General features: G+C 63.9%; 26 protein-coding genes. 7 read left to right on the top strand and 19 right to left on the bottom strand.

Features of this window, described 5'->3' with window-relative positions:
- Positions 1-6: 6 nt before the first annotated feature.
- On the bottom strand, positions 7-1233 hold the full coding sequence (locus AC1VON_RS02385) for an NAD(P)/FAD-dependent oxidoreductase (protein ID WP_483126257.1): 1227 nt from the start codon (positions 1231-1233) through the stop codon (positions 7-9).
- 155 nt (positions 1234-1388) lie between these two features.
- Entirely contained in the window at positions 1389-2282 is an 894-nt protein-coding gene (locus tag AC1VON_RS02390; RefSeq protein ID WP_140776560.1) for a dihydrodipicolinate synthase family protein, read from the bottom strand.
- Positions 2283-2351: 69 nt separating this feature from the next.
- Between AC1VON_RS02390 and AC1VON_RS02395 the strand changes: the two genes are divergently transcribed.
- Entirely contained in the window at positions 2352-3044 is a 693-nt protein-coding gene (locus AC1VON_RS02395; protein ID WP_483120293.1) for a GntR family transcriptional regulator, read from the top strand.
- 8 nt (positions 3045-3052) lie between these two features.
- Here the strand turns inward: AC1VON_RS02395 and AC1VON_RS02400 are convergent, their stop codons facing one another.
- Both AC1VON_RS02400 and AC1VON_RS02405 read right to left on the bottom strand, forming a co-directional pair.
- Complete coding sequence (locus AC1VON_RS02400; protein WP_483120294.1) at positions 3053-3325, bottom strand: hypothetical protein; 273 nt, start codon at positions 3323-3325, stop codon at positions 3053-3055.
- Positions 3326-3590: 265 nt separating this feature from the next.
- Positions 3591-3914 carry a winged helix-turn-helix transcriptional regulator gene (locus tag AC1VON_RS02405; RefSeq protein ID WP_172352827.1) on the bottom strand — a complete coding sequence of 108 codons (324 nt, stop codon included), beginning with the start codon at positions 3912-3914 and terminating at the stop codon, positions 3591-3593.
- 197 nt (positions 3915-4111) lie between these two features.
- Here AC1VON_RS02405 and AC1VON_RS02410 point away from each other — a divergent pair, with 197 nt between their 5' ends.
- Positions 4112-4441 carry a nuclear transport factor 2 family protein gene (locus tag AC1VON_RS02410; RefSeq protein WP_483120295.1) on the top strand — a complete coding sequence of 110 codons (330 nt, stop codon included), beginning with the start codon at positions 4112-4114 and terminating at the stop codon, positions 4439-4441.
- Entirely contained in the window at positions 4438-5238 is an 801-nt protein-coding gene (locus tag AC1VON_RS02415; protein WP_483120296.1) for an SDR family oxidoreductase, read from the top strand. The genes AC1VON_RS02410 and AC1VON_RS02415 overlap by 4 nt, the downstream gene beginning before the upstream one ends.
- A gap of 72 nt (positions 5239-5310) precedes the next feature.
- Here AC1VON_RS02415 and AC1VON_RS02420 read toward each other — a convergent pair whose 3' ends face one another.
- Positions 5311-6807, bottom strand: a complete 1497-nt coding sequence (locus AC1VON_RS02420) for a CoA-acylating methylmalonate-semialdehyde dehydrogenase (protein ID WP_483120297.1) — start codon at positions 6805-6807, stop codon at positions 5311-5313.
- Positions 6808-6967: 160 nt separating this feature from the next.
- Here AC1VON_RS02420 and AC1VON_RS02425 point away from each other — a divergent pair, with 160 nt between their 5' ends.
- Positions 6968-7846: a LysR family transcriptional regulator gene (locus tag AC1VON_RS02425; protein ID WP_172348082.1), complete on the top strand. Its 879-nt coding sequence runs from the start codon at positions 6968-6970 to the stop codon at positions 7844-7846.
- 31 nt (positions 7847-7877) lie between these two features.
- Here AC1VON_RS02425 and AC1VON_RS02430 read toward each other — a convergent pair whose 3' ends face one another.
- Positions 7878-8444 (bottom strand): hypothetical protein, encoded by a 567-nt coding sequence (locus AC1VON_RS02430; protein WP_172348081.1) that lies wholly within the window; start codon positions 8442-8444, stop codon positions 7878-7880.
- A 202-nt stretch (positions 8445-8646) separates the two neighbouring features.
- Between AC1VON_RS02430 and AC1VON_RS02435 the strand changes: the two genes are divergently transcribed.
- Together AC1VON_RS02435 and AC1VON_RS02440 are read left to right on the top strand one after the other, a co-directional pair.
- Positions 8647-9090: a phospholipase A2 family protein gene (locus AC1VON_RS02435; protein WP_172348080.1), complete on the top strand. Its 444-nt coding sequence runs from the start codon at positions 8647-8649 to the stop codon at positions 9088-9090.
- A complete protein-coding gene (locus tag AC1VON_RS02440) occupies positions 9087-11246 on the top strand; it encodes a phospholipase D-like domain-containing protein (protein ID WP_483120298.1) in 2160 nt (719 codons plus the stop codon). The genes AC1VON_RS02435 and AC1VON_RS02440 overlap by 4 nt, the downstream gene beginning before the upstream one ends.
- A 70-nt stretch (positions 11247-11316) precedes the next feature.
- On the opposite strand, the gene AC1VON_RS02445 is transcribed toward AC1VON_RS02440, so the two are convergent.
- The 10 genes from AC1VON_RS02445 to rsfS all read right to left on the bottom strand — a co-directional run bounded on the left by AC1VON_RS02445 (position 11317) and on the right by rsfS (position 20906).
- Positions 11317-12573 carry a D-amino acid dehydrogenase gene (locus AC1VON_RS02445; protein WP_483120299.1) on the bottom strand — a complete coding sequence of 419 codons (1257 nt, stop codon included), beginning with the start codon at positions 12571-12573 and terminating at the stop codon, positions 11317-11319.
- Positions 12574-12697: 124 nt separating this feature from the next.
- A complete protein-coding gene (locus AC1VON_RS02450; protein WP_172348077.1) occupies positions 12698-13228 on the bottom strand; it encodes a GreA/GreB family elongation factor in 531 nt (176 codons plus the stop codon).
- Between the two features lie 14 nt (positions 13229-13242).
- Entirely contained in the window at positions 13243-13665 is a 423-nt protein-coding gene (rnk, locus tag AC1VON_RS02455; RefSeq protein ID WP_483120300.1) for a nucleoside diphosphate kinase regulator, read from the bottom strand.
- 272 nt (positions 13666-13937) lie between these two features.
- A complete protein-coding gene (gene alr, locus AC1VON_RS02460) occupies positions 13938-15077 on the bottom strand; it encodes an alanine racemase (RefSeq protein WP_483120301.1) in 1140 nt (379 codons plus the stop codon).
- A 92-nt stretch (positions 15078-15169) separates the two neighbouring features.
- The gene (locus AC1VON_RS02465; protein WP_172348074.1) at positions 15170-15691 is read right to left on the bottom strand and encodes an RNA pyrophosphohydrolase; all 522 of its coding nucleotides are present in this window, start codon (positions 15689-15691) and stop codon (positions 15170-15172) included.
- 35 nt (positions 15692-15726) lie between these two features.
- Positions 15727-16905: a divergent polysaccharide deacetylase family protein gene (locus AC1VON_RS02470; protein ID WP_172348073.1), complete on the bottom strand. Its 1179-nt coding sequence runs from the start codon at positions 16903-16905 to the stop codon at positions 15727-15729.
- 195 nt (positions 16906-17100) lie between these two features.
- Complete coding sequence (locus AC1VON_RS02475; protein ID WP_172348072.1) at positions 17101-18432, bottom strand: S41 family peptidase; 1332 nt, start codon at positions 18430-18432, stop codon at positions 17101-17103.
- Between the two features lies 1 nt (position 18433).
- Positions 18434-19804 carry a murein hydrolase activator EnvC family protein gene (locus AC1VON_RS02480; protein WP_483120302.1) on the bottom strand — a complete coding sequence of 457 codons (1371 nt, stop codon included), beginning with the start codon at positions 19802-19804 and terminating at the stop codon, positions 18434-18436.
- Positions 19805-19972: 168 nt separating this feature from the next.
- Complete coding sequence (gene rlmH / locus AC1VON_RS02485; protein WP_483120303.1) at positions 19973-20455, bottom strand: 23S rRNA (pseudouridine(1915)-N(3))-methyltransferase RlmH; 483 nt, start codon at positions 20453-20455, stop codon at positions 19973-19975.
- 73 nt (positions 20456-20528) lie between these two features.
- On the bottom strand, positions 20529-20906 hold the full coding sequence (rsfS, locus tag AC1VON_RS02490) for a ribosome silencing factor (protein WP_023766075.1): 378 nt from the start codon (positions 20904-20906) through the stop codon (positions 20529-20531).
- 243 nt (positions 20907-21149) lie between these two features.
- Between rsfS and AC1VON_RS02495 the strand changes: the two genes are divergently transcribed.
- Positions 21150-22001, top strand: a complete 852-nt coding sequence (locus AC1VON_RS02495) for a mechanosensitive ion channel family protein (RefSeq protein ID WP_172348069.1) — start codon at positions 21150-21152, stop codon at positions 21999-22001.
- Positions 22002-22058: 57 nt separating this feature from the next.
- On the opposite strand, the gene AC1VON_RS02500 is transcribed toward AC1VON_RS02495, so the two are convergent.
- The 3 genes from AC1VON_RS02500 to AC1VON_RS02510 all read right to left on the bottom strand — a co-directional run bounded on the left by AC1VON_RS02500 (position 22059) and on the right by AC1VON_RS02510 (position 25822).
- Positions 22059-23357: an MFS transporter gene (locus tag AC1VON_RS02500; RefSeq protein ID WP_483120304.1), complete on the bottom strand. Its 1299-nt coding sequence runs from the start codon at positions 23355-23357 to the stop codon at positions 22059-22061.
- 330 nt (positions 23358-23687) lie between these two features.
- On the bottom strand, positions 23688-24479 hold the full coding sequence (locus tag AC1VON_RS02505; RefSeq protein ID WP_172352826.1) for a hypothetical protein: 792 nt from the start codon (positions 24477-24479) through the stop codon (positions 23688-23690).
- Positions 24480-24505: 26 nt separating this feature from the next.
- Complete coding sequence (locus tag AC1VON_RS02510) at positions 24506-25822, bottom strand: metal-dependent hydrolase family protein (RefSeq protein WP_483120305.1); 1317 nt, start codon at positions 25820-25822, stop codon at positions 24506-24508.
- Between the last annotated feature and the right edge of the window lie 43 nt (positions 25823-25865).

Below are 25865 nucleotides of genomic sequence, written 5' to 3' on the forward strand. Positions count from 1 at the left end.
CGAAAATCAAAACCGTTGTGGGCTGAAAGGGGCCAGATCAACCTGCGGAGTCTGCCCCAGGACGAGTTCCCGGATCAACCGCCCGGTCGCCGCCGCCTGCGTCAGGCCGAGATGGCCATGGCCGAAGGCATAGACAACCGACCGGCTTCCCGGCGCCTTGCCGATGACAGGCACGGAATCCGGCAGTGAGGGCCGGAACCCCATCCATTCGCGGCCGCCGGACGGGTTGAGCCCCGGCAGGAATTGCTGCGCCTTCCGCAACAGCGCTTTCGACCGGTTGAAATTGGGCGGCCGCTCGATACCGCCGAGTTCGACCGCCCCGCCAACGCGCAGGCCCGTTTCGAGCGGCGTGATGACGAAGCCATGGCCTGAGAAGATCAGTTGCCGCCTCACATCGAAGGCGTTCCGCGGCAAGGTCGTATTGTAGCCGCGCTCGGTCTCCAGCGGGATGCGGTCGCCGAGCTGTCGCGCCAAAAGGTGCGACCAGGCGCCGGCGGCGACGACGAGCTGCCTGGCTTGCCGACTGGTGCCGTCGGCCAGTGTCAGTGTCGCGCCATTCTGGTCCGTCGCTATCCGGTCGATGCGCGCCATTTCAAAGCGGGCACCCTTGGCCTCGGCGTAAGCCCAAATCGCCTTGCCGAGCAGCTTTGGATCGGCGACCGTCTTCCAGCCCGGTACGAAGGTGCCCTTGATGAAGCGCGGTGAAAGGCCCGGCTGCAGATCCGCCAGACTTTCGCCCTCGACATGGCGGAAGCCGATGCCGAAACGTTCGCGCGCCGCCCAGCCCGGCAGCGAGGCGCGGAACTCGGCTTCGCTTTCATAGAATTCGAGCGAGCCATCCTCGCGCAGCATGCGCCTTGTACCGGAACGATCGAGCAAGCCCATCCATTCCGCTTCGGCGAGCTTCATCAGGCCGGCCTGGGCGGCGAGGCTGGCCTCGTATTTCGCCGGTGCGCCGGCGCGCCAGAAGCGGATCAGCCAGGGCAGCAGCTTCGGCAGGTAGGCCGGTGGAATGCTGAGTGGGCCGAGCGGATCGGCCAGCCATTTCGGCAGATTCTTGATCATGCCCTTGTGCGCCATCGGCAGCACGTCGGAGAAGGCAAGGGCGGCGGCATTGCCGGAACTCGTTTCCTCGCAGATGCCGGTGCGGTCGAAGACCGTTACGTTTCGCCCGGCCTCGGCAAGGAAGGCCGCCGCGCAAATGCCGATGATACCGCCGCCGATGATGGCGATGTCTTCCCCTTCCCCCGTTCACGGGGAGAAGGCGCCCGAAGGGCCGATGAGGGACGGCGCCTCTCGTCTGGAGATTTGGAATTTCCCTGCACGTCTATGCTGCCTCTCCCCTGACCGCGACCATCTTCTCCCGGTGAACGGGGAGAAGAAAGCCCTCAGAACTGCGGCAGCTTCGGACGAACCGCCAGAGCGTCCTTGACGATCTTCTCGACCGCCTTGCGGCGCTCGCCCGACAAGGGCTGGCGCGGCATGCGCACACGGTCATTGGTGTTGATGGCGAAGACTTCCGCGAGCTTGATGTTCTGCACCAGATAGGTCGAGACGTCGAGGTCGAGCAGCGGCCGGAACCAGCGGTAGATGGCGAGTGCCTCCTCGCGGCGGCCCTGCTTCATCAGCTGATAGATGGCGACGGTCTCGCGCGGGAAGGCGGTGACCAGGCCGGCCACCCAGCCAATGGCGCCGACCGACAGCGCCTCGAAGGCCAGATTGTCGACGCCGGTGAACAGGTCGTAGCGGCTGCCCAGGCGGTTGATGATCTCTGTCGAGCGGCGAATGTCGTCCGAGGATTCCTTGATGGCGACAAAACGTTTGTCCGATGCCAGCTCCTCCATCTGATCGACGGTGACGTCGACACGGTAGGCAAGCCGGTTGGAATAGATCATGACCGGCAGGTCGCCGGCTTCGGCGACGGCGCGCAGCGCCGCGACAGTCTCTTCCGCGTTGGTGTGGTAGATCGGGCTCGGCACCACCATCAGGCCGTTGGCGCCTTCCTTGGCGGCGCGCTTGGCGATGCTGGCCGCCTCGCGGGTACCCGCCTCGTTGACCGTCAGCAGCACGGGCTTCTTGCCGGCGACTTTCTGCGCGGTCTTCAGCACCTCGATCTTCTCGTCATGCGACAGCATCGGCCCTTCGCCGAGCGAGCCGCAGACGATGATGCCGTCGCAGCCGGCCTCCATCTGCAGGTTGAAGCAGCGCTCCATCTCGGCGTGGTCGAGCCGATCGTCGGCGGTGAATTTGGTCGTGACTGCGGGGAAAACTCCGGTCCACATAGCTATCTCTCCATCTGATATATCAGTCGTATATCTATTAAGAAAGCCGCTGTCAATGCGGAATCTGTTATGATATATTCTAGATATATCAGGAGACCACCTTTGATATCCATCGAACCAGGATCGGCATCCGAGCCGGCCGCGACCAAGGCCTACCGTGTGCTCGAGCATATGATCGTCACGCTGGAGCTGGCGCCGGCGAGCTTTGTCACCGAGGGCGCGCTCATCGAAAGGCTGGCGCTCGGCCGCACGCCCGTGCGCGAGGCGATCCAGCGACTGGCCTGGGAAGGGCTGCTCGACGTCAGGCCCCGCGCCGGCATCGCGATCGCGCCGCTGCATCCCGGCGACTGGTTGCGCGTTCTCGATGCCCGGCGCGGCGTCGAGGTGGTGCTTGCCCGCTCGGCCGCCCGCTTCGTCACCCGCGAGGCCGCCGATCTGTTTCACGAGGCGGCGCTGGCCATGCAGAAGGCGGTCATATCAGGCAATGTGCTTGCCTTCATCCAGGCCGACAAGGCGCTCGACGAAGCGCTGGCGCTGGCCGCCGACAATCCGTTCGCCGCCCGTCTGGCCGCGCCCCTGCAGACCCACAGCCGCCGCTTCTGGTTCCGCTACAAGGCGGATACGGGCCTGGCCGAGTCAGCCGAGCATCACGTCGCGCTGATCCGCTCGATCCTCGACGGCGATGAGGAGGCCGCGGCCAAGGATGCCAAGCGGCTGATGGCGCTCCTGCGTGGCCATGCCGAGACGGCGGCGACGCGCTGAACGGGCGATCAGATCCCTTGCGCGGCGTTGATGGCGGTATTCTCCCATCCATCGCCGGTCGCGAAGATGCAGCTTCGGCCGTTCACATCGGTCACCAGCATGGACCAGGTCCCACTCGCCGAAACATAGACCTCGACAATGGCGGCTTGGCCGACAACACCGTAGCCGATCTGCTTTTGTTGAAAGGCCTGCGCCAGTCCCGCGACGATGTCGCTGTGGCCGCCGCAGATAAACTGCGCCTGCGCCGATAGCGCCGACAGCGCGAGCGCGGCGCCGATCACGGCTATCCTGATCCATCGAAACGAAAATTTGTGTGCCATTTGGCACCTCCTTCGCCTTGGCGTTCCGGCAAAGGGAGGCACATGGGGCAGCCTCAATGCACCGGAACGCTCCAGGCCGGGTTCGACGTCTTCATCACGTCACTCCTTCTGGTTTCCGGTCTGTCGTCTGGGAACTTTACCATTCCCTGGAATCGATATGGTGAGGTCCCGATCCGAAAACAAGCGTCATTCCGGAGCTCGCGGCGCGATGCAGACGACGACCCCGTCAAGCTTCCGCCGGGTCGCGGAGTGCCGCCCATTTCAACAAGGCGTCGAGGGCCGGGCACAGGGCCTGACCCCAATCGGTCAGGCAGTACTCGACCTTGGGCGGCACCTGGTGGTGCACAATACGGCGCACGATGCCGTCGCTCTCCATCTGCCGCAACTGCTGGATCAGCATTTTCTGCGAGATTGTCGGGATCGCCCGTTCGAGGTCGGAAAAGCGCAGCACCTTGCCGCCGAACAGATGAAACAGGATCACCAGCTTCCAGCGGCCCTCTAGGATACGCAGCACATTCTCGACGCCGCTGGCCGCCGACAACGGCGTCAGTGTCTCGGGCTCAACCTTACTTTCAGGCCCAGCCTTACTTTCAGGCCCAGCCTTACTTTCAGGCCCAGCCTTACTTTCAGGTAAGTACCTTACTTTTTCGTCGGTTCTTGTCATTTCACCAGCATATCTCATTTTAGAGGCCGCACAAGCGCCGCCGGCCTCCCCCGGCGGCGGCAACCCGCACCGGAGACGACACCATGACCGCAAACCTTCCGCAGCCGCTGGCCAACTATTTCGCCGCCAAGAACAGGCATGACATCGACGCCATGCTGGCGCCCTTCGCGTCGGACGCCACGGTCAAGGACGAAGGCAAAACCCATCGGGGTCCGGCCGCCATCCGCGGCTGGATGGAGGAGACGACACGCAAATACCGGGTGACCGTCGAGGTCGCCGACGCGACGGTCCATGGCGATGCATGGTGGATCGCCGGCATCGTCTCAGGCAATTTCCCGGGCAGCCCAGCGACGCTCCACTACGTCTTCACGCTGGCCGGCGACCGGATCATGCGACTGGAGATCGGCGCATGACCATCGTTCAGAAATTTGCGTTCGACGACCGGGAATTTGCCGGCAAGCGCGTTCTGGTCACCGGCGGCACCAAGGGCGCCGGCGAAGCCATCGTGCGCAGGCTTTCGGCGGCAGGCGCGATCGTTATTACCACTGCCCGCTCAGCGACCGAAGCATCATCGCAAGAGCTGTTCGTGCAGGCCGATGTGAGTACTTTGGCGGGCACCGAGACAGTGGCCGCGGCCATAATGAAGCAGCTTGGCGGCATCGACATCATCGTGCACAGCGTCGGCGGTTCGAAAAGCCCCGGCGGCGGATTTGCCGGACTGACCGATCAGCTCTGGCAGGACGAGCTCAGCCTCAATCTGCTGGCGGCGGTGCGGCTCGATCGCTTGCTGATTCCCGGCATGATCGAGCAAGGCGCAGGCGTGATCATCCACATATCGTCGATCCAGCGCCGCCTGCCGCTGCACGAATCCACCATCGCCTATGCGGCGGCCAAGGCAGCCCTTTCAACCTACAGCAAGGCGCTATCCAAGGAACTCGGTCCGAAAGGCATCCGGGTCAACAGCGTGGCCCCGGGCTGGATCCACACCAGCGCATCGGAAGCCATGGTGAAGCGGCTGGCATCCCACTCGGGCTCGGATGAGGCAACCGCCCGCCAGGGCATCATGGATGCGCTGGGCGGCATCCCGATCGGCCGGCCGGCATGGCCGCAGGAGGTTGCGGAACTTGTGGCATTCCTTGTTTCGGACCGCGCTTCGGCAATCCACGGCGCCGAATACGTCATCGACGGCGGCACCATACCGACGGTCTGAAGGAGGCAAGCGAACGACAAAAACAAAAAGAGGCGGGATGAGCCGCCTCTTTTCATTTGGAACGTTTCCCGATCAGTTCATCGTCGGGATGACGAATTCCGCACCGTCCTTGATGCCGGACGGCCAGCGCGAGGTCACCGTCTTGGTCTTGGTGTAGAAACGGAAGGCGTCCGGGCCATGCTGGTTCAGGTCGCCGAAGGACGACGCCTTCCACCCGCCGAACGTGTAATAGGCGATCGGCACCGGGATCGGCACGTTGACGCCGACCATGCCGACCTGGACGCGCGAGGCAAAGTCACGCGCGGCGTCGCCGTCGCGGGTGAAGATGGCGACGCCATTGCCCATTTCGTGGTCATTGGCGAGCTTGATCGCGCTCTCATAGGTCGGGGCGCGCACCACCGAGAGCACCGGCCCGAAGATCTCTTCCTTGTAGATGCGCATGTCTGCGGTGACGTTGTCGAACAGGCAGCCGCCCATATAGTAGCCGTTCTCGTAGCCCTGCATCTTGAAGCCTCGGCCGTCGACGACCAGCTTGGCGCCTTCCTTGACGCCGGTGTCGACGTAACCCTTCACGCGCTCCAGCGCCTGCGCCGTCACCAGCGGGCCGAAATCGGCGGCCGAATCCGTCGATGGGCCGACCTTCAGGCTCTCGACACGCGGAACCAGCTTCTCCATTAGCCGGTTGGCGGTGTCGTTGCCGACCGGAACCGCCACCGAGATCGCCATGCAGCGTTCGCCGGCGGAGCCGTAGCCGGCGCCGATCAGCGCGTCGACGGTCTGGTCCATATCGGCGTCGGGCATGATGATCATGTGGTTCTTGGCGCCGCCGAAGCACTGCACGCGCTTGCCGGCCGCCGTGCCGCGCGAATAGATGTAGTGGGCGATCGGCGTCGAGCCGACGAAGCCGACGGCCTTGATGTCGGGATCGTCGAGGATGGCGTCGACGACTTCCTTGTCGCCGTTGACGACGTTGAGGATGCCTGCCGGCAGGCCAGCCTCGAGGAACAATTCGGCGATGCGGATCGGCACGCCCGGGTCACGCTCGGACGGCTTCAGGATGAAGGCATTGCCGCATGCAATCGCAGGCGCGATCTTCCACAGCGGGATCATCGCCGGGAAGTTGAACGGCGTGATGCCGGCGACGACGCCGAGCGGCTGGCGCATCGAGTAGACATCGATGCCGGGGCCGGCGCCATCGGTGAACTCGCCCTTCATCATATGCGGCGCGCCGATGCAGACTTCCACCACTTCGAGGCCGCGCTGGATGTCACCCTTGGCGTCGGCGATCGTCTTGCCGTGCTCGCGCGCCAGTATGTCGGCCAGTTCGTCATAGTCGCGGGCGACCAGTTCGAGGAATTTCATCAGCACGCGCACGCGGCGCTGCGGGTTGGTGGCGGCCCATTTCGGCTGCGCCGCCTTGGCATCCTCGACCGCCGCGCGCAGTTCCGCCTGCGAGGCCAGCGCCACCGTGCCGCGCACGGAGCCGTCCATGGGCTGCATGACATCTTGCTTGCGGCCGCTGGTGCCGGCGACACGCTTGCCGCCGATGAAATGACCGTATTCGATCATGATTTCTCTCCCTGGTTTGTGATGCTGTATTGTCCGCCTTTGCGGGGTCGAAGGCAACGCGAGGGAGAACGCAACCGTTGTGCGAAAATTAGATATCGATTGACGAGCGCGCATCAATTCTCGCAAATGGTGGTCACAACATATCTCCTGAAGGATTCCCATGAACTGGGATGACGTCCGCATCTTCCTCGCCGTCGCCCGCGCCGGCCAGATCCTTGGCGCCGCCAGACGGCTGGAGCTCAACCACGCCACCGTGTCGCGCCGCATCGCCGCGCTCGAAGACGCGCTGCGTACAAAACTCTTTCGCCGCCTGACCACCGGCAGCGAACTGACGCCCGCCGGCGAGCGCTTCCTCGATATTGCCGAGCGCATGGAGGGCGACATGATCGCCGCGCGCTCGACCATTGCCGGCGAGGACGACGTTTCGGGCACGGTGCGCATCGGAGCACCCGACGGCTTCGGCGTCGCCTTCCTGGCCAGGCGTCTCGGCGAACTGACCGCACTGCATCGCGAGCTGACGATCCAGCTCGTGCCGGTGCCGCGCTCCTTCTCCCTGTCCCGGCGCGAGGCCGACATCGCCATCACCGTCGAGCGGCCGACGGAGGGCCGGCTGGTGGCCGGAAAGCTGGTCGACTACTCGCTCGGCCTGTTTGCTTCGCGGGCCTATGCCGACGCCAATGGTTTGCCCAGGACCGCCGCCGAACTCGGCCAGCACACGCTCATCGGTTATGTTCCGGATCTCATCGTCAGCCCATCGCTCGACTACGCGGCCGAGTTCAGCGCGGACTGGCGCACCAGCTTCGCCATTTCGTCCGCGCTCGGCCAGGCCGAAGCGGTGCGCTCGGGCGCAGGCATCGGCATCCTGCACACCTTCGTCGCGCGTTCGATGCCGGAACTGGTGGCCGTCGATGTGGTGGCGCCCATCCGCCGCGCCTACTGGCTGGTCTATCACGAATCGGTCAGGCCGCTGCGTCGCATCCAGATTGTCGCCAGCTTCATCACCAAGGCGGTTGAGCGGGAACGGGGCTTGTTCAGCTAATTTTCGGCAAACCGGCAATCGCAGTGCGCTGTTAAGTCGGGTCGAGAACGAAAGAATTCACCACACGCTCAGCCTTGTCCGCCATTGGCGCCCACATCTGCTTCACCTGCTCGGCGCTCTGGCTCATCACCGCGCAGTTGACATAGCCGTAGCGCACTCCTCGCACCGAAAACGCAAACCTGGAATGGCCATACAGGGTCCTATCCTTGTCGATAACCGTAAAGTCCAGATCGGCAAGCCGCACGGGGTAGCCGTCCGGAAACTTTGCAAGCTTGTCATTGCTGAAATTGGCTGTGCTGTATGATCTACCTATCATCCACTTCCACGTATCCATCGACCAATCCTCGATGAACTTGCGCGGATCGGGCGGCGAACCCGATGGGCTGTAGAGAGAGCCGGAGACCATACAGGTAAGCCCCTGATCGCTGGATTTTACACTCATCAAAATCCCCTCGTCGGAAAGCGGCTCATTGATCCACTCCTCGGGAAAGGTCAGCGAAACCCCGTTGTTTCGGTCATGAACGGTCTTGTCGGCAGCATTGGCTCCTGCAACGCAGCAAAGAAGTCCTACCATCGTAACGAGAGGGTAGATCCGCATCGTTGTTTGTCCCCCAAATGCCTGTCGGGTTTGTGCGCCCTTCAGGAAGATTGTATCGCAGCGACAATATCACTGCCCGCCAACACACGCCGCCTTTTCCTTGCCATAAAACCGACCAGTGTGGCATCAGGCATGCGGTCGTCGGCCACTAGGCAGGGCCACCGGGTGGGGAAAATCGTTCAGAAAGCTGGCGCGGATAAAAATGCGAGCCGTTCTTGCCATCCTGCCGCTGCTTTTGGTTTCCGCATGCGCCAATCCATGGACGAAGGTGCCGGAAGCCGAATTGCCCAAACCGATCCGCTACGTCATGGCCCGCCCCTCGCCCTTCGTCATCGGCAATTACTGCGGCCCCGGCACCCGCACCGGCGATCTGTCGGCCCGGCCGGTCGACCGCCTCGATGCGGTATGCCAGACCCATGACGCCTGCTATATCGCCCGCCACAATCATTGCGACTGCGACGGCGCGCTTGTCGCCTCGGCCAGGGCAATCCGCGACGACAAGACGGCGCCGCGAAAAATGCGCGGCGAGGCGGAACTGCTGATCGCCACTTTCGCCATCCCGGCCTGCAAGGTTTTTCCGCAAGGCTTCATGCCGCCGCGCGACCCGGCGCAGTTGAGCGCCATGAAGGCCGGAGCCGCCGGGTGAACCGCCGCGCATCCGCCCTCCCTGCCGTGTTCGGACTGGTGCTCATCGCCCTTGCCGGCTGCGCCGGCGCAAGCCGCGATGCCTGCGACCTCCTGCCTGGCCAGGAGGCCTGCACACGGCCCTCGCTGTCGGCCAGCACGCCCGGGCCGCAGGTGGCAGCGTCGCGGTTTTTCGGCGATGCCGGCACCAACGACTATGAAAGACGGTTCCTGGCACTGCTCGCCCACAACCAGCTTGGCGCCATGGATCGCGCCAACGGCACCGGCCCTTTCGGGCGCAACCGCCGCGATGTCCAAAATCGCGACTTCCAGGCGACCTATTCGACGCTGCAGCAACTCGCCGGACCAGTCGCCAAGGCGCATCTGCGGCCAGCCGGCGGCGGCAGCGGCGAAGGCCATTTCGCCGGACGCTGGCGGGTCTCGCGGCAGACGCTCTACATCGATGCGGCTGCGCGCGCCTCGGCACCCAAGACTTTCGATTTCTCCGGCCTGCAGGCACGCAGCACCGAAATCGTCGTACGCCAGGCCGGCAAGCAGCCTGCCGACATCGAGGGCACCTGCGACGGCGCATTGGCGATCCGGACCGCCGGAGCCTCCCGCACCATCGCCGCCGGCGCGGAATTCCGCTTTCGCCTGTCGGGCGAGGACGATGCGGTCAGCCTGTTTCCCGGCGACAGCCTGAGCCGCTGCACGGCGAGGATCCGTTCCAGCCTTGACCCGGCAGGCGCACCGCTCACCATCCGGCGCGAAGAGACCGCCGATCCGGCGCTCGCCAGCTTCGACAGCCGCTACCAGCGTTGCCCGGTTCCCGACAGCGCCGGCCTCGACGCGCTTGAGCGCGCCTTCTATGCCAGCCGCTGGCTGTCGCAGACCTGCGCCATGCCGATCGGCGCACCCAAGCTGCTGCGCAAGTCGCGCGAGGGCTTCAACGCCAAGGTCGAGGCGCTGATGGGCGCGCCGCTGTCCGATGCGGCAATAGACAAGGGCGACCCGGAACTGCCGCTCGATTTCTCCAGGGCGCCAAGGCTGAAGCTGATCTATCTGTCCTCGCTGGAATTCAAGGCGGACTTTTCCGGCCGCATCATCGAACGGCTGATTCGCCATCATGCGGCCCTTGGCACCAAGGTGCGCATCATGGTCACCGATGTGCTGGAACGCGACAAGGACGATGCCATGCTGCACCGCCTGGCGGCCGAGTTCCCTAACGTCCAGTTGCAGGAATACCGCTGGCGCGCCGATCATGGCGCGCCGATCGACGAGCAGATTTCACAACTGCACAAGGTCCTTCACATCAAGATGTTGGCGACGCTGGCGCAGGACCCCGCGCGCTCGCGCGTCATCATCGGCGGCCGCAACATCCATGACGGCTTCCTGTTCCACCAGCCGATCGACCTGTCGCGCTATCCGAACCTTGAGCAATACGGCAAGACCGACGGCTTTTCGCTGAACTACTATTCGAACTGGAGCGACTTCGACATCGAGTTCGCCGACAGGCCGACGGTCGAGACGCTTGCCGCGCACCTGTCGACCGTGTGGCAGCGCGACGCCGACACCAATCTGGCGCGCCCCTTCTCCATCCCGGTTCGCGCCGATGGCCGCCCCCTGGGCAACGCCCGGCATTTCATTTCCGTGCCCTACGAGGACGACCATGCTCTGGAGGACTATTTCGTCGAGCTGGTCGATGCCGCCCAGCACCATATCCAGATCGTCAACCCCTATCTCAACCTGACGCCGAGCCTCGCCCACGCCTTTGACCGGGCACTCGCCCGCGGCGTCAAGATCGACATTGTCGGCCGCATCGATCTCAAGGGCGATATTGGCGGCAAGTTCCTCACCGCGCTCAACAAGCTGTTCGTCGAGAAATATGGCGACCGCATCAATATCCGCGAATTCAAGGCGCCCGACGTGGTGCTGCATTCCAAGATCATGATGATCGACGAAAGGCTGGTCGCCATCTCCTCGGTCAACCTCAACAACCGCAGCTTCTTCCACGATTCGGAGAACGGCATGATGGTGCTCGATCCCGCCTTCTACGTCAGGATGAAGCCGATCTACGACGACTATCTCGCCCACTCGAACCCGGTTTCCACCGAGGTGACGATCCCCTGGGCCTACCGGCTGCTGTTCGACGAGGCCTGGGTCAGGCAGGCGTTCTGATGCAATTCCAGGAAAAGTGTAAAGCGGTTTTCCGTACGGAATTGCATCCACCCAAGAGGACGCGCCGCTCCTATTTCAGGTAGCGTTCCTGCGCCAGGGCACGGGCGTCGATGTCGGGCACCCGGTTCGACATGATGTCGGCAAGCACCTTGGCCGAGCCGCAGGCCATGGTCCAGCCGAGCGTGCCATGGCCGGTGTTGAGATAGAGATTGGAAAGCTCGGTGCGGCCGATCAGCGGCGGGCCATCCGGCGTCATCGGCCGCAGCCCGCACCAGAAGGTCGCCTCGCGCATGGCGCCGGCGCCTGGAAAGAGATCGCCGACCGAATGTTCGAGCGTGCGGCGCCGCGATTCATGCAGCCTGAGGTCGAAGCCGGAGATCTCGGCCGTGCCGCCGACGCGGATGCGGTCGCCCAGCCGGGTGATCGCCACCTTGTAGGTTTCGTCCATCACGGTCGACACAGGCGCCAAGTCGGCATCCTTGATCGGCACGGTGATCGAATAGCCCTTCACCGGATAGACCGGGATCGACCGCTTCATCCGGCGCATGAAGCCCGCCGAATAGCTGCCCAGCGCCATCACATAGGCGTCGGAGGCCTTGAAACCCTTGCTGGTGCTGAGGTTGGCGATGCGGTTGCGGCTGCGGATGACGCGGTATATCGTCGTGTCGTACTCGAACTTCACGCCGCGCGCCACGCAGAGTTCCGTCAATTTGTCGGTGAACATCTTGCAGTCGCCGGTCTCGTCATGCGGCAGCCGCAGCCCTCCGACGAATTTCTCGCGCACGCCGGCCAGCGCCGGTTCCGCCGCGATGCAGCCGTCCGGGTCGAGGATCTCGTAGGGCACGCCATATTTCTTCAGCACATCGACATCGCCCGCGGTGCCGTCAAGCTGCTTTTGCGTGCGGAACAACTGCAGCGTGCCCTGGGTCCGCTCGTCGTAAGTGATGCCGGTCGCCTCGCGCAACGCCTTCAGCGTGTCGCGGCTGTATTCGGCCAGCGGCACCATGCGCGATTTGTTGACCGCATAGCGCTCGGCCGTGCAGTTGCGCAGCATCTTGACCAGCCAGGTCCACATATGCGGATCGAAAGCCGGCCGCACCACCAGCGGACCATGCTTCATCAACAGCCATTTGATCGCCTTGAGCGGAATGCCGGGCCCGGCCCAGGGCGAGGCATAGCCGGGCGAAATCTCGCCGGCATTGGCAAAGCTGGTTTCCAGTGCCGGGCCTTTCTGGCGGTCGACCACCGTCACCTCATGGCCGGCCTCGGCGAGATAGTAGGCCGTGGTCACCCCGATGACGCCACTGCCCAGTACCATGATCTTCATCGTTCACTCCTTGCCGCGCCGCGCGTCCCCAGGACGCCATTGGCCGCGACCGCATTTCTCGATTTGCGCATGATCCCAGATGAAAATCGATGCCGATTTTCGAGAACCCTGCGCTGTGGCCCATTCACGCCGCCGAGGGACCGGGGTCGTCGTCTTCTGTCTGCCGCATTCCGGCCGTCTCGCCAAGAGGCCGCCAATCGGCTGCGGCGCTATAGACGAGAGTGAGCCCGTGCGGTCGCCGGTCTTTCTGCCTGACCGCGCGCCGGGCAGCCTCCGGTTGGTAAAGCACGGCCTTGATCAGGATCGACTCCCGCCGGCCATCGGCGTGCTCGATCGAAGCCGTTTGGCCTTGCGCCATGCCAAGCATGCAGAGCCCGCGCCTGGTTGCCACCGACAGGCTCGAGCCGACCGGTCCGCGCACCTCGTTCTGCACCAGGGTGCGCGTCTCGGTGTGACCGGCATCGACGCTGAACACCACCCTGCTGTTCAGCGTAACGATATCAGGGCCGACCGAATCGATCGGGACGACATCGGCGCTTGAAAGCTTGTGTTCAAGCATGTGCACGATCGGATCCGCGAATGCCCGCCGGCGCTCCAGCATGACTTCGAGGACGGCGAAGTCCTTCGTCGTCAGGCAGCAATTCGTGCTCGTCATCACCGCCTCCACGATCAGCGCCGCTGCTGGCCGGAGGCCGGCGAGTCGACGGCTTCGATGGTCACCGACAGTTCCCGGCCGCCCCGACTGCTCCAGCACACCGCCTGCCCGATCGCCGCTCCGATGAGCGCCGTTCCCATCGGCGTCAGCACCGAAATCCTGTTTTCGGCAATGTCGGCTTCGCCGGGATAGACCAGCATGATGCGCTGGGTATCGCCGCCCTCGGCGCGGACCGTCACGATTGAACCCATGCGCACCACGCCGGCCGGCATCGCCGCCGCGTCCGTGATGACGGCCCGGTCCATCTCCGAAAGCAGTTCCTCGGCCGTCTCGGGGGCACGGTCGAGCAAGGCTCTCGCCAGGCCGGTCAACCTGTCATGGTCGGTGTCGCTGATCAGTATCTGGCTGCTTGGACGCAGTCCCGTAGCATGTTGCATGGCAAACCTCATGGATCGGCGCGTCGAACGAATGCGCGCTTGCCGCCGCACTGGCGGCGCTGCGAAAAGCCGCCAGCGGCAAAAGGCTGGACGGCTTGATGGCGATTTTGGATGTATGGATGCCCCGGTACGGACGGACGCCAAAAGGCGGCCGCGCCGGGGCTACGATCCCGCGATCGGGCAGACCCTGAACAAGGTTCTGATGTAAGCGAGGTTGCTCATGCCCCGAACCTTGCCGACAGGCGCCCGCTTGTCAAGCGTGGCCAAACCGCTCAACCGCCGACATAGTGCCGGTGAAAGCGGGGACCAAGACTGGCCAGGATTTCATAGCCGATGGTGCCGGCATGGCCGGCGGCATCGTCGACGCTCTGCGAAGGACCCAGCAGCTCGACGAGATCACCCTCGCGCAATCTGCCGGGCGGCAGGGCGGAAATGTCGAGAATGATCGAATCCATCGACACGCGCCCAAGGAAAGGCAAGCGTATCCCTTCGAACCAGGCTGCCGAAGCGGAACGTCGCAGCCAGCCATCCGCATAGCCGAACGAAATCGTCGCCAGGCTCAACGGACCGTCCGCGTAGTAGGTGTGACCGTAGCCGATACCGGTGCCTTTTTCGACCCGGCGCGTCTGCGCCACCTTGGCCTGCAGCCGCACCACGGGCAGCATTGGATTGGGCCCGCCTGGCCTCGGATTGATGCCGTAGAGCGCCGCCCCCGGCCGGGCGAGATCATAGTGATAGCGCTGACCAAGAAAGATGCCGGAGGAGTTGGCGAGCGAAGCAGGCACCTCGGGCAGCATGGCGCGCAGCCGCTCGAAAGCCAGCCGCTGTTCTTCGTTGGCCGGATGGCGCGGCTCGTCGGCGCAAGCCAGATGGCTCATCACATATCTGACGTCGATTCCATCGAGCGCGCTGGTATCCTTGGCCACCGCCTCGACCTCGGCTGGCGCCATGCCAAGCCGCGACATGCCGCTGTCGACCTGGATGGCGGCCGGAAGCCGGCGCCTGGCGTCGCTCGCGGCCGCGCTCCAGGCTTTCAACTGCACACCGCTGTTGATCACCGCGCACAGGCCGGCCGCCACCGCTTCCGGCTCGGAACCCGGCGGCAGTCCATTCAGCACGTAGATTTCCGGTTCGCTCCCAACCACCTCGCGCAGCGCGATGCCTTCGGCCAGCAGCGCGACGAAGAAGATGTCGCAGCCTTCTTTCATCAAGGCCAGTGCCACCTGCGCGGCACCGAGACCATAGGCATCGGCCTTGGCCACGCCGGCGCAGCGCACGCCGCCCAGCCTTGTCTTCAGACGCTGGTAGTTTTCGCGGATCGCATCGAGATCAATGGTCAGGATTGCTCCGGCCGCCGCTTCGCTTATGGCAACAACGTCCTCGGGCGGCAATTTTATGGGGGCGTCGTTCATGGCGACCCTCCTTGTGGCGGATAAGCATCAATAGGACCGCTGGGCCGGCGCGGCAACTGCGGCCCTTCGAACCATGGCAGCCATCCGTCCAGCTACGGCACGAGGTGCCGGAACGCCGCCACCACGTCTTCATAGACCTTGCGCTTGAACGGCACGATCAGGTCGGGCAGGTCTCGCATCGGCCGCCACGACCATTTGTCGAATTCGGCGGTGTGGCCGCCCGGCGGCGGATTGATCTGGATCTCGCTGACATCGCCATGGAAGCGGAAGGCGAACCATTTCTGAGTCTGGCCGCGATAGCGCCCTTTGAAGGCGATACCGACCAGATGGTCCGGCAGATCGTAGTTTATCCACCCCGGTGCCTCGGCGAGCAGCGAGACGCCGCGCATGCCGGTTTCCTCATAGAGCTCCCGCTCCGCGGCCTGCAGCGGCTCCTCGCCCTTGTCGATGCCGCCTTGCGGCATCTGCCAGAGCCGCGTCGCGCCTGCGAATTCGCTGTCGGGTTCGACAATACGATGCCCGACCCAGACCAGGCCCTCGCCATTGAGGATCATCAGTCCGACACAGGGACGGTAGGGTAGCGTTTCGCGGTCGACCTTTTTCGTCTTCGCCATTATCTGTGCTCCGAGAGGTTCGCGGCCAGGCGTGGCTAGCCTTTTTGCGGGTCTATCGCCACCGCTGAAATCGGCACGATCTCGATGCCGCGCTTTTTGGCCTCGGCAATCCAGGACGAGACGGTGTCGACGGTCAGGTCGAAGGCCGAGCCAATGCCGACGGCGGTTCCCTTGGCCCGCGCGGTGGCTTCGAGACTGTCCAGCTTCTTCAGGATGGAGCCCCGATCCTGCACCGCGTCGATCGCGGTGTCGCCGGCGACGAAGGGCACGCCGTCCTTCAGCGCCAGGTCGGGCGCCAGGCTGCGCGCCGACGAGCCATCGTCGATATAGGCAAGCCCGCGTTTGCCGAGTTCGGCCATGAAAGGCTCCATCGCCGCCGTATCGGCGGAGAAACGCGCGCCCATATAGTTCATGACACCGGTATAGTTCGTCGTTCGCGACAGCGCCCAGTGCAGGTTCTTCAGGTTCTCTTCGGCGCTCGCCGCCACCATCAGCGTGTTGCGGCCGGGATTGACGTTGGGATAGTCGAACGGTTCGAGCGGCACCTGCATGACGATCTCATGGCCGCTCTGTCGGGCGGCCTGCATCCAGCGGCCGATGCTGTTGCCTTGCGGCGCGAAGGCCAGCGTCACTTCCGGCGGCAGCTTGGCGATCGCCGCCTGGGTGCCGGTCTGGGAGACGGCAAGCCCGCCAATGACGATCGCCACGCGCGCCCCGCGCGCGCCGGACCATGGCCGCGCATAGACATCGAACGGCCGCCTTCCGTCGGCGGAGCGTATCGGCAAGGGTCCGGTATCGCTGGCTTCGATCAGCGCCCTGTCGGGAAGATGGGCGATCTTCAGGTTCTGCCCGATGCTCGAAGGGTCGCGAATGACGATGGCTGCCTGCGGCGGACCATCGCCCTCCTCCTTCTGCACATGGATGATCTGGGGACCACCGGTCTTGGCTGGCGTTTCAACCTTTGACGACGCGACGGGGGCCAGGGCGGATGGCGCGGCGGCGGGCTCGGCCGCCGTCACTTTCGGCGTCGAAATGGCGACCTCTTGCGGCTTGCGAAACGGCTTGTCCCGGAGCGCGATCGCGGCCGAAACGCCGACCACCGCCAGCACGACAATGCTCGCCGCGACAATGCCCACGCTGACCTTGCCGGCGGCGCGCGGCGTCCGGACGGTCTGTCCAAGCGGGCGTTCAATGTCCTTGCCGATATCAGCCAAGCCCTGTCCCCGGAGCGCATGGTTCCGAAAGCGACCCCTTCGGCAAGACATGCGCAAATTCATCAACCCCGGCGCACCCCTGGCGCCATATCTGGGGGCCTCGCCTTGCCCCCGAATCAAACTGCCGGAACCTTTCGGCCCCGGCAGCATCGCATTGCTTCGTTCAGGCGGCCAGACTGTTGCTGGCCGTGAATTTTACTGGTTGAGCACGGCCTTTTCCGGATTGGGCGGGAAGGCCGGATCGGTCTTCTCGCCGCGCAGCAACTGCTCGGCGAAGATCAGTTGCAGATCGTCCTTCGGATCCGGCGGCACATAGGCTGCCGAGCCCGAGCCCGTCGAGCTCTCATCGGCGCCCTTGATATGGCCTTTGAGGTCGGATTCGCCGCGCGTCAGGTCCCTGCCCTGCAGTTCCGGCGGCAGAGGCTGGTCGACCTTGATGTCGGGCGTGATGCCCTTGCCCTGGATCGACTTGCCCGACGGCGTGTAATAGAGCGCCGTCGTGAGCCGGAGCGCGCCATTCTCGCCGAGCGGAATGATGGTCTGCACCGACCCCTTGCCGAAGGACTGCGTGCCGACCACGGTGACGCGGCGCAGATCCTGCAGCGCGCCGGCAACGATTTCGGAAGCGCTGGCCGAGCCGCCATTGACGAGCACGATCATCGGCTTGCCGTTGATGTCGTCGGTCTGCTTCGGCTTGGCGTCGAAACGGGTGACGTCCTTGGGATCGCGACCACGCGTCGAGACGATCTCGCCGCGCTTCAGGAAGGCGTCGGACACGCTCACCGCCTGGTCGAGCAGACCACCCGGATTGAGGCGCAGGTCGAGTACATAGCCCTTCAGCTTGTCGTCCGGCACCTGCTTCTTGATCGTGTCGATGGCGTTCTCGAGGTCGTCATAGGTCTTTTCGGTGAAGGAGGTGATCTTCATGTAGCCGATGTCGTTCTCGACCCGGAACTTGACCGCCTTGACCTTGATGATGTCGCGCACCACCGTGAGCTCGATCGGCTTGTCGGCGCCCTGGCGCAGGATGGTGAGCTTGATCGGCGTGTTGACCAGGCCGCGCATCTTGTCGACCGCGTCGTTGAGCGTCAGGCCGCGAACCTCTTCGCCGTCGATCTTGGCGATGTAGTCACCGGCCAGCACACCAGCCTTGGCGGCCGGCGTATCGTCGATCGGCGTGATCACCTTGACCAGGTCGTTCTCCATGGTGACCTCGATGCCGAGGCCACCGAACTCGCCCTTGGTCTGCACGCGCATGTCCTGCGCCTGTTCGGCGTTCATGTAGGAGGAGTGCGGGTCGAGCGACGAAAGCATGCCGTTGATGGCGTTCTCGACCAGCGACTTGTCGTCGGGCGGCGTGACATACTGTGCCCGCACCCGCTCGAAGATGTCGCCGAAGATCGCCAGCTGCTTGTAGGTCTCCGATCCCGCAGCGTTCGCCGAAGAGCCAGGAGCCCCATAGACAAGGCTCATGGCGGATGCGCCCATCAGCGCACCGGCAAACAGAAGCGACAGTTTCCGCATCATTTCACGTCCTTCCAGAAAAACGGTCCGCCCACCATGGGGCCGGATCGACGGGTTTTCCATCCTTGCGGAACTCGACATAAAGTTCCGGCGTGGCATTTCCATTCTTCGAAACCGAGGTGCTTGCCACCCGGGCCTCTCCCATCGCGCCGACCGGCTCTCCTGCGAGCACCGACTGGCCAGTCACGACGCTGATTCTGCTCATCCCCGCCAGAACGACATGATAGCCGTCCCCGGCATTCAGGATCAAGAGTTGACCATAGGAGCGAAACGGCCCCGCATAAAGCACATTCCCATCCGCCGGAGCGGTGACGATGGCTCCCGATTGTGTCGCAAGCATGTCTCCAAGCATCACCGCGCCGTTACCGTCATCGGCGCCGAACCGGCGTTTGATGCGGCCGGTGACCGGCAGCGCGATCTGCCCCTGCAGCGCCGAGAACGGGGCCGTCGCGGTGAGCCGGTTGCCTTCGGGGACAGGGATTGCCGCCAGCGATGCCGTTGTGTCGCCGCCCGTCTTATCGTCACCCGCTTGGCCCGCGGCGGCCACCTTGGCGGCATCAGCGGCCTTGCGGGTCTTGTCGGCCTGCGCTTCGAGCGAGGCGATCAGGTCCTTCAGGCTGGAGGCCTTGGCCGCCAGTTGCTCTGAACGCTGTTGTTCGGCCGCCATTTGCGCCTGCGTATCGGCCTCGAGCTTCTGCTTGGCTTCGAGCAGCATGCCGAGCCGCTTCTTTTCCGCCACCTGCTCGCCGACCGCTTCCGTCAGCCGCGCCCGCTCGGCCTCGATCGAAGCCGTCACCCGGGTCTGCTCCTTGAGGTCGGCCAGCAGGCGGTCGGTCTGCTGGCGCAATTCCGGCACCACGGCGCCGAGCAGGATGGCGCTGCGCACCGACGACAGCGCGTCCTCCGGCTTGACCAGAATCGCCGGCGGCGGGTTGAGTCCCATGCGCTGCAACGCGCCCAGCACTTCGGCCAGCACGTCACGCCGCGCCACAAGCGACGCGCGGATCTTCTGTTGCTGGCCCTTCAACCCCTCCAGCTTGGCGCCGATATCCTCGATGTCTTGGCCAAGCTTCTGCTCGGTCATCGCCGACTGGATCAGCGCGGCGGTGATCGAGGCATGTTCCTTCTTGACCGCGGCGATATCGGCGGCGAGCTTGGCCAGCCGTTCCGACGACAGCGTTATTTCCTTGGAAACCTGCTCGTACTCGGCGCGGCTCTGGTCCGGATCAGGCGCCATGTCGAGCGTGTTCTCGGCCCGCGCCGCGTGGAGCGACAAAAGGATCGCCGCCGCCGCGATGCCGCAACGCGCGCGCCCGAAGCGCCCGGTTGATGAGCCCCTTGTTGAGCCCGGTGTCGATTTCCAGCCTTCAGACATTCCCGGTCGACTCTATCCGCGGCTTCGTTAACGAACCATCAACCATGTTAACGCCTGTCGCCCAAAACCGCGCGGTTGTACTGGGATAGCGGCATGCACATGGAAAAATAGTCTCCCAGCCCGATCTCGCGCGGCATTGGGGCGGAATTCGGTGCGATCCGGGAGCTTTCAGGATCTGTGATAGGGGTGCCCGGAAAGGATCGTCGCCACCCTGTAGAGCTGCTCCCCCACCATCACCCGAACCAGCTGATGCGGCCAGGTCAGCGCACCGAACGACAGCACCAGATCGGCTTGGCCGCGCAGCGACGATTCGTGACCATCGGCGCCACCTATGGCGAGCACAAGCGCCTTGCGCCCGCCATCGCGCAACTGTCCGATGCGATTGGCGAAATCCTGCGAGGAAAGGCTCTTGCCGCGCTCATCGAGTAGGATCAGCGCCGTGCCCGGCTGCAGCTGCGCCTGCAACCTGGAGCCTTCGTCGCGCTGGCGTTCGGCAGCGCTCTGCGACCGACCCTCGGCGATCTCGGTAATCCCGGCGAATTCAAGCCCGATCGCGGGTCCGCTCTTGGCGAAGCGCTCGAAATAGCGGTCGGCCAATTCCCTCTCGGGGCCGGCTTTCATTCGGCCCACGGCATGAACTGAAATCTTCATCCCGCCTCTATAAGCCGTTAATGCACGTCACCCAAAGGCGAAATCCGACTTCCGGGCAACGACACGAAGCAGCTTAGTGAAGGGTCTCTTCCTCGAGATCCGGCGCCTGCCACATCTTTTCGAGATTGTAGAATTCGCGGACTTCGGGGCGGAAGACGTGGACGATGATATCGCCCGAATCGATCAGGACCCAGTCGGCACCGGAGAGCCCCTCGACGCGCGCCGTGCCGAGGCCGGCATCCTTGAGCGCCTTGAGGAGATGGTCGGCGACAGCCGAGACATGACGGTGCGATCGGCCCGACGCGACAACCATATAGTCGCCGAGGCTCGATTTCCCCTGAATGTCGATTGAGACAATATTTTCGGCCTTGGAGTCTTCCAGACTGGCAAGGACTGTCTTGATGGCGCGGGACACGGCGTCGTCTACGCTGATCCCGGCCGGCGAAGGCATGATATCGGCCTTCTTCCGCAGTGCTGTTCTCAGTGTATTTCCTTTCGCAGCAAGAACAACCAAATCACCCCCAAAAGCAGGTGACACCACTTAGATAGGCAGAGTTCCGTTGCAGTTTCAAGACGCAGTCCCGACTCACGCGAACTCGCCGATTGCCCGCTTGTTCCATGCGGCACGCAAAAAAGATCGGAACCCAGGCGTCGCGCGGCGGTTATCGGCTGACCGACCAACCGGAATCACGCCATGCCGATCGACCCGCAAGACACCCTTCTCACCGTTCAGGCCGGCCTCGCGCAGCTCAGCACGCTGATCGTCTCCTATTCCTTCTCCGCCATCGGCGCCGTCATCCTCCTGGTGGTCGGCTACATCGTCGCAGGCCTCGCCGAGCGTTCGATCTTTGCCGGCCTGGGTCATATCCACGGTTTCGATGCGACGTTGCGGCATTTCTTTTCCAAGATCGTTCGCTACGCCATCCTGATACTCGTCGTCATCATGGTGCTCGGCCAGTTCGGCGTGCAGACCGCCTCGATCATCGCCGCCATCGGCGCCATCGGCCTCGCCATCGGGCTGGCGCTGCAAGGTACGCTGCAGAACATCGCCGCCGGCATCATGCTCCTGGCGCTGCGGCCGTTCCGCATCGGCGAATCCGTCGAGGTCGGTTCCATTGCCGGTTCGGTCGAGGAAATCGGCCTGTTCGCCACCAAGCTCAGGACCGCCGACGGCCTCTACATACTGGCGCCCAATTCGACGCTGTGGAACCAGCCGGTGCGCAATTTCTCGCGCAATGGCGTGCGCCGCGCCGATATCAGCCTGAGTATCGGCTCGTGGAACGACATCGACGGCGCCCAGAAGACATTGCTTGCCATTGCCGGCGCCGAGAAACGCATCCGTCGCGAACCGGCGCCGATCGCCTTCGTGGCAAGCCTCGGCGACACGACCGTTTCGCTTACCTTGCGCTACTGGACCTCGGCGGCCGACTACTTCTCCACGAATATCGACATGACGAAACGCGCCAAGCAGGCTTTCGACAGCGAGGGTATTTCCATTCCGCTGCCGCCACCGGAAGCGCCGGCGCCCGAAGCTCGCAAGCAGTAAGCAATCGCGGCAATCCGGAGCGGTTTCCGCCCGGCGTTGCGGCGAGACAAACAGCCTTCAGTCCTTGGCCCGGCCTGCGGGCTCGTCCGGCGCATAGGCGAGTTCGACCGGCAGCGGCGCCTGCGCCGTCATCGGTGCGAAGCTGCCGGTCTCAGTGGCAGGCACGGCCTGTGTGGTGAACACACGCAACAGCACGAAAAGGCAGAAAGCACAGGCAATGACGATTGCCACATAGATGAAGGCTTGCGTGCCGAAGACGGCCGACAGCGCCGTCACGATGCCCGGCACCACAAAACCGGCCAGCGACCAGGCAAACAAGAGCGAGCTGGACAGCGTCACCATGTCGTCCTTGCCGGCACGATCGGCGGCATGCGCGCTGGACAGCGAATAGATCGATTCCGAGGCGCCGTCCCACAAGATATAGATCACCAGCAGCGCCGGCAGCGCGCCGCCGTCGAAACCGAGCGCGAACATGCCGGCCGCCGCAGCTAGCGCGGACGCTCCGATCAGCACGTAACGGCGGTCGGTGCGGTCGGAAATCCAGCCGAAGGGAAGCTGCAGGATCAGCGTGCCGAGCGGCATCACCGAAAGCAGCAGCGCCACATCGGCCTGGCTGTAACCCTTGGCCGTCGCATGGATCGGCGCGAAACCCGCAATCGACATGGACAGCCCGCCGACCGCCAGCATGCCGGCAACACCGACCGGCGAGATCCGCCAGGCGCGGCGCAGCGCCACCGAGGCCGCCTGCGGAGCGGGTGGCTGCGCCAGCCGCGTCATGCCGACGGGCAGGATCGACAGAGCGGTGAAGACGATGCCGATCAGCGGCGCGTCCGCCGTTTTGATATCGACCAGCGCCAGCGTCGCATAGCCGACACCCAGCCCGGCGACGTAGGCGACGTAGAAAAAGGCCATCACCCTGCCACGTATGGCATTGGCGACCGCATCGTTCAGCCAGCTCTGCGCGACGATGAACAGGCCGCATATGGCAAAGCCGTAAAGGGCACGGGCGGCGATCCACAAAACCGGATACGGCCCGGCGCCGACGGCGGCATTGGCCAGCGCGATCAGCGCCGACAGCACCATGAAGGCGCGGGCATGGCCGACTCTGCGCACCAGTGGTCCGGTGAGGATGCAGCCGGCGAGGCCGCCGGCCGACAGGCCGGTTATGATCAGCCCGGCCCAGGTCGGGTCGAAACCCTCGACGCCGAGCCGAACCGGGATGTAGGCGAACATCAGCCCGTTGCCGATGGCGATCAGCGCCATCGACACGATGACGCTGGCAATCGCGATCAGCGGCGTGGGCGCACTGCCATGCCCGCGGTCGGTTTCGGTGCGGTTTCCATCGAGAATCGGCATGTCTGCTCAGGATTGCCTGGGAAACCCTGCCAAGGGAGCAATAAAAGCGACATGGCAGCGGCGGCAGCCGATTCACGGTGCTCGAAACGACGCTTTGCCGGCCAAACTCCTGTGCAGTACGTCAATTGGATATCTAGGTCTTTACGGCACGGCTGCAATCAAAAGGAACATGACGAATACTCCAAGGTGGATCGCACCGTGCAGCGTGGTCGTTCGGCCCGTACACCGTTGAGCACGATCATGATCGATGTACACGGCCTTCAGACAACCCATCGGATTGGGTCGCATTCATCGGGGGGCCTGACATCGTCATCGATTGGGCACAGATCATTAGAATCGCCAGGTCACCCCCAGCACCGGCCCAGACAATCGAGAATCGAAGACGTGACCGCCGGACTCGTAGTCGACACTGAGTACTTTGTAGCCACCCGAGACGGAAAGATGGTCGTTTATGATGTAGTTGGCGGTTGCCAGCACCTGCCAGGTGGTTTTGGACCCGACGTTGAAGCCGCCGACATCCGCCTGAACCTGCGCCGAGAGTTTGTCCGTCATCCTGAGAAAGGCGCGCGCGCCAACGACCGGATCAGCCCATCCAAAGCTCTCCTTGTAGCTGCCCGACAACCCTGCCGCCTGCACGGTCACCCGGTTGGAGATATGCCACAAGCGAACACCGCCCAGCGCATCCAGGGTGAAGGCTGGACTGTCGTAGACACGATAGCCGGCCTGCAGTGTCGATGTGAATTCCTTGGTGTCCACGCTGCCGCTGATGCTGGGGATTTGCGGCAATGGCGGGGGCAGGGGCGGAAGCGGGCCAGTTGCTTTCTCGTCTGTCGTGTCGACATACATGGCGTCGGCGGAGAAGACCAAGCGGTCGTAGCGCCCCCATACATTGATGAAGCCGCCGATGTTCAAATCATTCATGACGTCCGAGAATGATTTGTCGACACCAATGGTCGGTGCCCTGCGGAAAGGCGATATGTCGCCGTTGATGCCCGCCGCCCAGAGATAGGGCGTGACCTGCAGGGCCCAGTTCTTTTCGCCATCCGCGGTCGTATCGGCGCTTCCCGCAAGCACGTCAGCCGCCCTTGCTTCCATGGAAACGAAGGCGGAGACGGCAAGCATGCCTATCCCAAGGATTGCTCTCAAGATCATCCCCCCAGCGTGTTCTTGTGGATGCGCCCATCCTTCATGATGAGCTTCAACGTCCGATCCGGATTTGCGATGAGGGAAATGTCCTCGAGCGGATTGCCGTCGACGATGAGCACGTCGGCATAGGCGTCGGGTTCGATGCGTCCGAGTTTTCCGGGGTACGGATTGCGCGGGCCGGAAAGGCCGGCAAGCTCGGCATTGCCGCTGGTCAGCAGCCGCAACACATCGACATTTTCATACCACCGGCTGAACTTGGCGAGTTGCTTTCCCTGTGTCGAGGTGCCTTTCGGGTTGAACAGGATATCCGTACCCAGGGCCATCTTGATTTTGTATTTGCGCCCAAGCTCGACGGCCCGCGCCGTACCTTCGGCGATTGTCTGCTGCTGCGCGCGCTGTTCCGGCAAGGCGTAGGTGTTGGCATCCTCGTCGGCAAGGAAGGGCTGGATGCTCCACCACGCATCTGCATCGGCTATGCGCTTGGCGGTCTCCTCGTCAGCGAGTTGGCCATGCTCGATCGACTTCACACCGCTGGCGACCGCACGCTGCACGGCGGCGGGCGTATAGGCGTGGATGCACACATAGGTGCCCCAGTCTGCCGCCGCGGATACGGCAGCCTTCATCTCGGCTTCAGTGTATTGCACAACATCGATCGGGTCGTACGGCGAGGCGACGCCTCCCCCGCCCATGATCTTGATCTGGCTCGCCCCCAGCATGAGCTGCTCGCGTACACGGCGCAGGACTTCCGCCTCACCATCGGCGATCTCGGCGATACCAGCCTCTTCCGCCAGGCTCGCGTTGCTTTGCGGCGTGCGCGGCAAATCCGTGCGCATGCGGAAGTCGCCATGCCCCGAAGTTTGCGAGATCATGGCGCCGGAAGGATAGATGCGGGGACCCACCAGTCGCCCGTCATCGATGGCGCGCTTCAAAGCAAATGACGGACCACCGACATCACGAACCGTCGTGAAGCCGCGCAACACTGTCCGCTCGGCCTCCTGCGCGGCGACGAGATGGACGTAAGGGACGTCGGCTGTCATGGCCGCGACCTGCGAGATACCGGCAAGCAAGGCATGCCAGTGGGCATCTATCATGCCCGGCATCAGCGTGCCGCCTGCGCAGTCGATAACCTCGGCATCGGCAACCGTTTCGCTGGCGCCAAGCAGAGCCTTGATCGTCTTCCCGTCGATAAGGACAGACTTGCCTTCGATGAGCTTGCTTGCCTGGCCGTCGAAGATCCTGGCATTGCTGAGCAGGATCGGCTTACCCGCTGCCTGCGCGAAGGATGGGGATGCAAGGCCGAGCGCCGAAACACCGAACATCCCGGCGATACCGGAAAGAACAGAGCGGCGTGAAATGTCTCTG

Source organism: Mesorhizobium sp. HAY1-8B (assembly GCF_056868045.1).